The sequence below is a fragment of the Variovorax sp. GW821-FHT10B04 genome (genome assembly GCF_059415645.1).
Genome location: NZ_JBWKNQ010000027.1, coordinates 1 through 965, shown reverse-complemented (window position 1 = coordinate 965; position 965 = coordinate 1). Strand labels below are relative to the sequence as shown.

1 protein-coding gene is annotated in these 965 nt (G+C 63.2%); it reads right to left on the bottom strand.

Features of this window, described 5'->3' with window-relative positions:
* Positions 1–2 precede the first annotated feature (2 nt).
* A partial coding sequence (gene tuf, locus AC07PZ_RS31585; protein ID WP_495299136.1) for an elongation factor Tu occupies positions 3–965 on the bottom strand: 963 nt, incomplete at its 5' end.

Below are 965 nucleotides of genomic sequence, written 5' to 3'. Positions count from 1 at the left end.
AATTAAGCGAGGACCTTGGCCACGACGCCCGAGCCGACGGTCTTGCCGCCTTCGCGAATGGCGAAGCGCAGGCCTTCTTCCATCGCGATCGGGTTGATCAGCTTCACGGTGATGCTGACGTTGTCGCCAGGCATGACCATTTCCTTGCCTTCGGGCAGCTCGATCGCGCCCGTCACGTCCGTCGTGCGGAAGTAGAACTGCGGACGGTAGTTGTTGAAGAACGGCGTGTGACGGCCGCCTTCGTCCTTGCTCAGCACATAGACTTCAGCCGTGAAGTGCGTGTGCGGCTTGATCGAACCCGGCTTGCACAGCACTTGGCCGCGCTCGACTTCTTCGCGCTTCGTGCCGCGCAGCAGCACGCCCACGTTGTCGCCAGCCTGACCTTGGTCCAGCAGCTTGCGGAACATTTCCACGCCGGTGCAGGTGGTCTTGACGGTCGGGCGAATGCCGACGATCTCGATTTCTTCGCCGACCTTGATCACGCCACGCTCGACGGCGCCGGTCACCACGGTGCCGCGACCCGAGATCGAGAACACGTCTTCCACCGGCATCAGGAACGTGCCGTCCACAGCGCGCTCTGGCGTCGGGATGTACGTGTCGAGTGCGTCAGCCAGCTTCATGATGGCTTGTTCGCCCAGCGGACCCTTGTCGCCTTCGAGCGCCAGCTTGGCCGAGCCGTGGATGATGGGGGTGTCGTCGCCCGGGAAGTCGTACTTGTCCAGGAGTTCGCGCACTTCCATTTCGACCAGCTCGAGCAGCTCGGCGTCATCGACCATGTCGCACTTGTTCAGGAACACGATGATGTAGCCCACGCCCACCTGGCGAGCCAGCAGGATGTGCTCACGGGTCTGGGGCATCGGGCCGTCAGCAGCCGAGCACACCAGGATCGCGCCGTCCATCTGGGCGGCGCCGGTGATCATGTTCTTCACATAGTCGGCGTGGCCAGGGCAGTCCACGTGTGCGTA